Annotated in this window: 6 protein-coding genes; 1 reads left to right on the top strand and 5 read right to left on the bottom strand. The window is 71.7% G+C overall.

Features of this window, described 5'->3' with window-relative positions; translation table 11 throughout:
- Positions 1 to 108: 108 nt before the first annotated feature.
- From AB0B98_RS16220 to AB0B98_RS16210, 3 genes are all read right to left on the bottom strand, one after another.
- On the bottom strand, positions 109 to 2,208 hold the full coding sequence (locus AB0B98_RS16220; RefSeq protein ID WP_357363367.1) for a M14 family zinc carboxypeptidase: 2,100 nt from the start codon (positions 2,206 to 2,208) through the stop codon (positions 109 to 111).
- A 215-nt stretch (positions 2,209 to 2,423) separates the two neighbouring features.
- Complete coding sequence (locus AB0B98_RS16215) at positions 2,424 to 3,224, bottom strand: alpha/beta hydrolase (protein WP_357363365.1); 801 nt, start codon at positions 3,222 to 3,224, stop codon at positions 2,424 to 2,426.
- Between the two features lie 108 nt (positions 3,225 to 3,332).
- Positions 3,333 to 4,112 carry an endonuclease/exonuclease/phosphatase family protein gene (locus AB0B98_RS16210; RefSeq protein ID WP_357363362.1) on the bottom strand — a complete coding sequence of 260 codons (780 nt, stop codon included), beginning with the start codon at positions 4,110 to 4,112 and terminating at the stop codon, positions 3,333 to 3,335.
- A 184-nt stretch (positions 4,113 to 4,296) separates the two neighbouring features.
- On the opposite strand from AB0B98_RS16210, the gene AB0B98_RS16205 reads away from it, so the two are divergent.
- On the top strand, positions 4,297 to 5,067 hold the full coding sequence (locus tag AB0B98_RS16205; RefSeq protein ID WP_357363360.1) for a TSUP family transporter: 771 nt from the start codon (positions 4,297 to 4,299) through the stop codon (positions 5,065 to 5,067).
- Here AB0B98_RS16205 and AB0B98_RS16200 read toward each other — a convergent pair.
- A complete protein-coding gene (locus AB0B98_RS16200; protein ID WP_091398002.1) occupies positions 5,064 to 5,573 on the bottom strand; it encodes a peptide deformylase in 510 nt (169 codons plus the stop codon). The genes AB0B98_RS16205 and AB0B98_RS16200 overlap by 4 nt on opposite strands.
- A gap of 32 nt (positions 5,574 to 5,605) precedes the next feature.
- The gene (locus tag AB0B98_RS16195; protein WP_357363652.1) at positions 5,606 to 6,853 is read right to left on the bottom strand and encodes a chorismate-binding protein; all 1,248 of its coding nucleotides are present in this window, start codon (positions 6,851 to 6,853) and stop codon (positions 5,606 to 5,608) included.
- Between the last annotated feature and the right edge of the window lie 43 nt (positions 6,854 to 6,896).

Below are 6,896 nucleotides of genomic sequence, written 5' to 3'. Positions count from 1 at the left end.
GCCCGGTCACCGTCCGGGCCGGCGCGGCGCTCGTCACGACAGCAACGACCATCAGCGGCCCACTGACCGCCACCCGCGCCGCCGGCGTGATGGTTCGCTAGTTGTCGGTCACAGTGCCGCGCACTGGGTGGTGCGGGGGCCGTGGACGGTGTTGGCGATGCCGAGGTTGGTCGGTGCGGGGTTGTTGCCGGTGCAGCTGAGTGGGCCGCGGATGGTGGTGCCGGCCAGCACTGGCGCGTCGGTGCCGGTGGTGTTGCCGGACAGGTCGACGGGGCCGGCGATGGTGGCGTCGATGATGGAGATCGTGTCGGTGGTGGCGATGCGGACCGGGCCGTTGATGGTGCTGTCGGCGAGGAGGATGCCGGCGGCGCGGGTGGCGGTCAGTGGGCCGCTGATGGTCGTTGCTGTCGTGACGAGCGCCGCGCCGGCCCGGACGGTGACCGGGCCGTTGATGGTGGCATCGTCGGCGCAGGTGAAGCCGGTGACGGTCAGGGGTCCGTTGCGGCGGCCGGTGAGGGTGGGATAGACGCGTTCGCCGTCGGTCAGCTTCTCCACGCCTTTGCCGTCGAGGAGCAGGGGGATGAGGCCGCGTTCGGGTTGGTTGAGGGGGACGTAGTGGTCGTCGCCGATCGTGATGACCTTCCAGCCGTGGGCGGCGATGCGCTGGGCGACGGTGGTGCCGACGCCGCCGGGTCCGTCGGTGCGGGGGCCGTTGTACTGCGCGTCGGTGAGTTTGTAGGCGCAGGGTGGGTTGTCGAGGATCAGGTCGGCGGGGGGCGCGTCGAGTGGTGGTGGGCTGTCGCCGGGGTGCGGTGCGGGGTGGGCGGGGATGGGGCGGGAGCCGCGGAAGACCAGCCGGCCGGTGTTGGCGGCCTGGGTTTGGATGGCTTCGCTGCGGGCTTTCAGGATGTCGGCGCGGTCGGCGCGGTGGTAGTCGAGGAACTGGTGGAACGTCCACAGGGCGGAGTAGGTCTTGCGGCGTCGGTTGTTTGTGGTGTTGCCCTCGTCGGGGCGCGTCTGGCCGCCGGAGCTGCGCAGTTCCAGCAGGGAGTTGGTGACGTTCTTGAGTCCGAGGGTGTTGCGCAGGATGGTTTCTTCGCTGAGGCCGACGTTGCCGCCGCCTTCGCAGCCGTAGGGGCAGGCCCACCAGCCGGCTTCGGCGCCCTTGGCGTACATGTGGCCTTCGATCATGTCCTGGGACTGGTCGAAGATGGGTTGGGCGACGTTCTGGTGCCGTGGGGGCAGCATCGGCAGGTCACCGGCGCGGGAGTTGCCGAACTCGTGGCCGTCGTAGCCGGCGACGGGTCGGTAGTCGCGGACCATTGTGATGTACGCGGTGGTCTCGGGTTGGCGGATCAGGGAGTAGTCGCGGTTGAGGTCCTGGCCGGTGGAGTTGCCGCGGGTGTTGTTGGCGCGGCCGTCTCCGTTGATGGTGGGGACGATCAGGACGGTGGTGTGGCTGAGCAGGTCGGTGATGCGGGGGTCGGTGCTGAAGGCGAGTTGGCGGGCCATGATGAGGCAGGCTTCGCGGTCGCCGGGTTCGTTGCCGTGCACGTTGCAGTTGATGGCCACGGGTGCGGTGGCGGCGACGGCTTCCGGGGTGGCCGCCGGGGTGGGGTGGCCGATGACCATCATGTTGATGGGTCGGTTCTGTACGGTGCGGCCGAGTTCGACGACGCGTACGCGGTCGCTGAGGGCGTCGATGGCGGCCGTGTAGGCGTACTCGTCGGTGTCGCTGGTGTACTGGGCGGCGTGGGTGGTCTCCCAGCCGGTGCGCAGTTGTTCGCCGGGGGCGGTGGGGTTGCCCCAGGGTGCGGTGGTGGTGGCGGTGACCGGGTCGGAGTAGGGCTGTTCGGTGGTGCCGGTGCGGGCGCGTACCCGCCATTGGAAGGTGTCGCCGGGGTTGTAGCCGGCGTCGGCGAAGGTGGGTGCCTGTTGGTTGATCTGGCGGTTGGGTCGCCAGATGCCGACGATGGTGGGTGCGCCGGTGGGGGTGTTGTCGGCGTCGACGGGGGTGCGTTCGATCTGGTAGTCGGTGGCGCCGTTGACGGGTTGCCAGGCGAGTGTGGTGTATCCGTCGGCCTGGTGGGCGGTGAGGGCGGTGACCTGGTCCGGTGGTGCGGCGTTGGCGGGGGTGGGTGCTGCGGTGGTGAGGGTGACGGTGATGAGGGTGGACACGGCGATGAGGGTGGGTCGCTGGCGTCTCATGTGGCCTCCGACGAGGTGATCGTGGCACGTGTCGACCAGCATGATCGTCGAAGTCCGTCGATGCAATGATCTTGAGGGAATCTTGCGGCTCGGTGGTCCGCTCCCCCGCCGACTCTTGTTCGTTCCGGTTTTCCGCACGGCGCGGTGTCCGGGGCACGTTGGTGCCCCGGATTCAGTAAGGCGAGGGCCGAACGGCCGGCACGGTGGGCCCGCGGTCAGCGGGCGTGGCGCAGGGCCCAGTCGAGGGCGACGTCGGCGATGCGCTGCCAGCCCTGCTGTGCGGGCAGCAGGTGCGCGTACCCCTCGAAGAGCTCGACCTCGGTGAGGGTGTCGCCCTTGTAGTGGGCGGCGTTGGCGCGTTGCACGCTGGGCGGCATGATGTGGTCTTCCGAGCCGGAGATGAACAGCAGCGGCGCGCGCTGGTCGTTGTGGTAGTCGACGGCGATGTCCTGGGGGCCGGGCAGCAGGTTGGCCAGGACGCTGTCCCAGAGGATGCCGCCGGCGGCGGGGATGGCGTAGCGCTCGTACAGGGCGCGGGCGGTCTGCTCGTCGAAGGTGTTGGTGAACGCGTAGTTCCACTGCTCGAAGGTGAACCCGACGGCGCGGTGGCGGTTGGCGGGGTTGCGCAGCACCGGGAAGGTGGAGCGCAGCTGCGAGAAGGGGGTCACCTTGACGCCTTCGGTGGGCGCCGAGTTGAGCACGACAGCCGAGGCGCCGTAGCCGCGGTCGAGCAGCACCTGGGTGAACGCCCCGCCGGCGGAGTGGCCCATGAGGATGGGTGGCGTGGGTAGTGCGTCGACCACCGCGGACAGGTGCGCGATGATCTGTGGCGCGGTCAGCGTCTCCAGTGGGCTGGGGTCGGCGTTGATCGCCTCGACCTCGCCTTCCAGCCCTGGGTACGTGGGGGTGAGCACTTGGAAGCCCTTGTCCTGGTAGTGGGTGACCCAGTGTTCCCAGCTGCGGGGGGTGACCCAGAACCCGTGGATGAGGACGATCGTGTCCGGCGTGTCGCTCACTGTCAGCTCCCTGTGGTGTCGGCTGTGGCGATGGCGCGACACGTGGTGCCGGCGAGCCCAACCCTAGACATTCGTGAGCCGCGATGGCCGGGTTTCGATCGTGGATCTTCAGCCGAGGTCGACCAGCAGGGGGCGGTGGTCGGAGATGGTGGACGAGGGTGCGGTGACAGCGCGCACGGGTGGGAGCTGGTCGAGGGCGCGCCGGTCGGCGAGGATGTGGTCGAGTTGGACGCGGGGCTGCCCGGACGGGTAGGTGGGGCGTCGGCCCAGGGGGTGCCAGCCGGAGATGAGCCGGGCCGCGCCGGCGGGCAGGTTGAGGTCGCCGAGCAGGACGCGGGGCCCCGGTAGCGCGCGCAGGGCGCGGACGGTCTGCCGTAGTTGGCGGGCGTTCCAGCCGGGCACGAAGGACAGGTGGGTGGCGGCGACGGTGAGGGGGCCATGCGGGGTGTCCAGGACGGCGGCGAGGACCACGCGGGGTTCGTCGTGCAACAGGATGAGGCCGCCGCGGGGGCCGGGAACGTAGACCGGTGAGCGCACCGGTGCCGGCTTGAGTCGGGTGACCTGCCAGCTGCGGACGGGGTGTCGGCTGATCAGTCCGATGCCGTAGCAGGGTTCCCCGTGGCCGTCGTCGTCGTGGCGCAGAGGGCGGAACTGTTCGCCGGGGGTGCCGACGACGGCGGCGGCGAAGCGGTGGTGGGGTGCGTCGAGGGCGCGGGCGGCGATGGCGGTGAGGTCGAGGTTGCCGCTGCGGCGTTGGTCGCGGTCGACCTCTTGGAGGGCGAGGACGTCGGCGTCGAGGGCCCCGATGGCGGCGGTGAGTCGGTCAGAGTCGACGAGCCCGTCGGTGAGGGACCGTCCGTGCAGCAGGTTGAAGGTGGCCAGGCGCACTCCTGCACCTTACGTGCCCGTGGCATGGTTGCCGGGTGGTGAAGGTCTTGCTGTGTTCGGTGCTGGTGTTCGTGGCGGTCGGAGCGTTGGGGGTGTGGTTGCGGCGTACGCGGGGTCGGTGAGCGGGTGAGGCTGGCCACTCGGGTGCCCGTTGCGGCGTGTCGGGTGGGAAGAATTGCCGCCCGTGGACGCCGTGACGCTGAGTACTCTGCTGGCCGCCGCCGCGATGGCCGGGTGGGTTGATGCAGTCGTCGGTGGTGGCGGGTTGTTGCTGCTGCCGGCGCTGTTGGTGGCTGCCCCGGGGTTGCCGGTGGCCACCGCGTTGGGCACCAACAAGTTGGCCGCGATCTTCGGGACGGCCACGGCGGCGGCGACGTACGCCCGCAGGACCACTGTCGACTGGCGGGTGGCGTCTCCGGCGGCGGGGGTCGCGGTGCTCAGCGCGGGGGTGGGTGCGGCGTTGGCCGGGGCGGTGCCGGCGTCGGCGTACCGGCCGGTCGTGCTGGTGGTGCTGGTGTCGGTGGCGGTGTTCGTGCTGCTGCGTCCCCGGATGGGGGTGGTGGCGGTGCCGGCGAGGCGGACCCCGGTGCGGGTGGGCGTGGTGATCGCGGTGGCCGGTGTGGGGATCGCCCTGTACGACGGGTTGATCGGTCCCGGGACCGGCACGTTCCTGGTGTTGGCGTTCACCGCTGTGGTGGGCGCGGACTTCGTGCACGGTTCGGCGATGGCGAAGGTCGTCAACGCGGGGACGAACCTGGGCGCGCTGGTGGTGTTCGGGGTGACCGGGCACGTGTGGTGGCTGTTGGGCGCGGGCATGGCGGTGTGCAACATCGCCGGCGCGGTGCTGGGGGCGCGGATGGCGTTGCGCCGCGGCTCCGGGTTCGTGCGGGTGGTGTTGCTGGTGGTGGTGGTGGCGTTGGTCGCGAAGCTGGGCCACGACCAGTGGGTGAGTTAGCCGCGGCGGCTGGGTGAGTCGAAGCGCCCGGCGCGGATCTCGCGCAGGGCCCGGCGGCGGGTGTCGCCGCGCAGGGTGTCGACGTAGAGCTTCCCGCCCAGGTGGTCGGTCTCGTGTTGCAGGGCGCGGGCCAGGAACCCGCTGCCGGCGATGGTCAGCGGCTCGCCGTGCTGGTCGACGCCGTGGGCGGTGGCGTGCAGGGCCCGCACGGTCGGGAAGTACAGCCCGGGGATGGACAGGCAGCCCTCCTCGTCGTCCTGGAGTTCGTCGGACAGCTCCAGGGTGGGGTTGATGAGGTGGCCGCGGTGCCCGTCGGCGTCGTAGACGAACACCTGGGCGCTGACGCCGATCTGCGGTGCGGCGACGCCGGCGCGGCCGGGGGCGCCGAGCAGGGTGTCCATCAGGTCGGTGACGAGGGCGCGTAGCTCCGCGTCGAAGGTGGTGACCGGTTCGCATCCGGTGCGCAGGACAGGGTCGCCGATGATCCGGATGGGCCGCATGGTCATGAGGTTCAGCGTATCGCCGTGCGGTGCCGCGGTCAGCGCCCGGCCAGTGTGGCGCGGATCGGGCTGGTTTTCGCGGCGGCCTCGGCGACCTCGGCGTGTGCGTCGCTGTCCCAGGTGATGCCGCCGCCGGCCCAGGTGTGCAGCCGCTGACCGTCGGCGGCGGCGGTGCGGATGGTCAGGCCCAGGTCGACGTGGCCCGGGGCGACCCAGCCCAGCGCGCCCATGCTGGCGCCCCGGCCGACGGGTTCGAGGGCGCTGATCTGGGTCAGGGCGGCGAGTTTCGGGGCGCCGGTGACGGAGCCGCCGGGGCAGGTGGCGCGCAGCAGGTCGGCGAGGCCGAGGCCGTCGTCGGCGGCGGCGCGGACTGTCGACTCGGCCTGCCACAGGTCACACCAGCGGTGGACGACGAACAGTTCGTCGACGGTGACCGTGCCGGTGCGGGCGATGCGGGCGAGGTCGTTGCGTTCCAGGTCGACGATCATGATGTGTTCGGCGCGTTCCTTGGCGCTGGCGAGCAGTTCGGCGCGGCCGGTGGCGGTGGCCGGGCGGGTGCCCTTGATCGGTCGGGTGATCACCTGCCCGTCGGTGACCTCGACGAGGGTTTCCGGGGAGGCGCAGCCGATGGCCCAGCCGTCGCCGGTGAGGATGCCGCCGTAGCGGGCGCCGGGGAGCGCGCCGAGGCGGCTCAGGGCGGGCAACGGGTCGCCGGTGTAGGGGGCCGCGGCGTGGCCGACGAGGTTGCTCTGGTAGACGTCGCCGCGGCCGATGGCGGCGCGGACCGCGTCGACGGCGGCGGCGTGCTGGGCGGGGGTCCAGCTCTCGACCCAGTCGCCGAGGCGCCACTGCGGCGGTGGGCCGGGTCGGGTGACCCGGGGGGTGCCGTGCTGGTAGACGACGACGGCGAGGTCGGGCAGGGCCGGTGCGGGTTCGGGTGCCCCGGTGGGTGCGCCGGCCAGCAGCGCCCCGGCGGCGGCGGACAGGTACAGCGCCGCGCCGCAGACCCCGGTGCCGTGTTGGGTGGTGGCGGGTCGGGCCAGGTCGTGCAGGGGCAGGCCGTGCGCGGCGAGGAACTCCTCGGCGAGGGCCGCGGGGTCGCCGCCGTCGCCGCGGGACCAGTGCAGGCGGGCGCGTTCGGTCAGCGCACCTCGGCAGGCGGCCGGCGCGGCGGGTACATCGATCGACGCAGCGGGCCCGCTGTCCGCGGCCCACACGTGTGGGAGCGTTTCCACGCCGTACGGTCCAACCTTCCTCATCCGTTCAGTGGATTTCCCGTGCACCAGGCGGGCACCTGCTCGATGCTGGACACTTTCGCTTGGTACTGTG

The sequence above is a fragment of the Micromonospora sp. NPDC048947 genome (assembly GCF_040649495.1).
In the GTDB taxonomy this organism is placed as follows: Bacteria; Actinomycetota; Actinomycetes; order Mycobacteriales; family Micromonosporaceae; genus Micromonospora; species Micromonospora alfalfae.
This window is presented reverse-complemented; position numbering and strand designations above follow the sequence as displayed.

Excerpts from the sequence above, each read along its gene's own strand:
- AB0B98_RS16220 (WP_357363367.1), bottom strand. The coding sequence starts at position 2,208 with ATGAGACGCCAGCGACCCACCCTCATCGCCGTGTCCACCCTCATCACC.
- AB0B98_RS16200 (WP_091398002.1), bottom strand. The coding sequence starts at position 5,573 with ATGACCATGCGGCCCATCCGGATCATCGGCGACCCTGTCCTGCGCACC.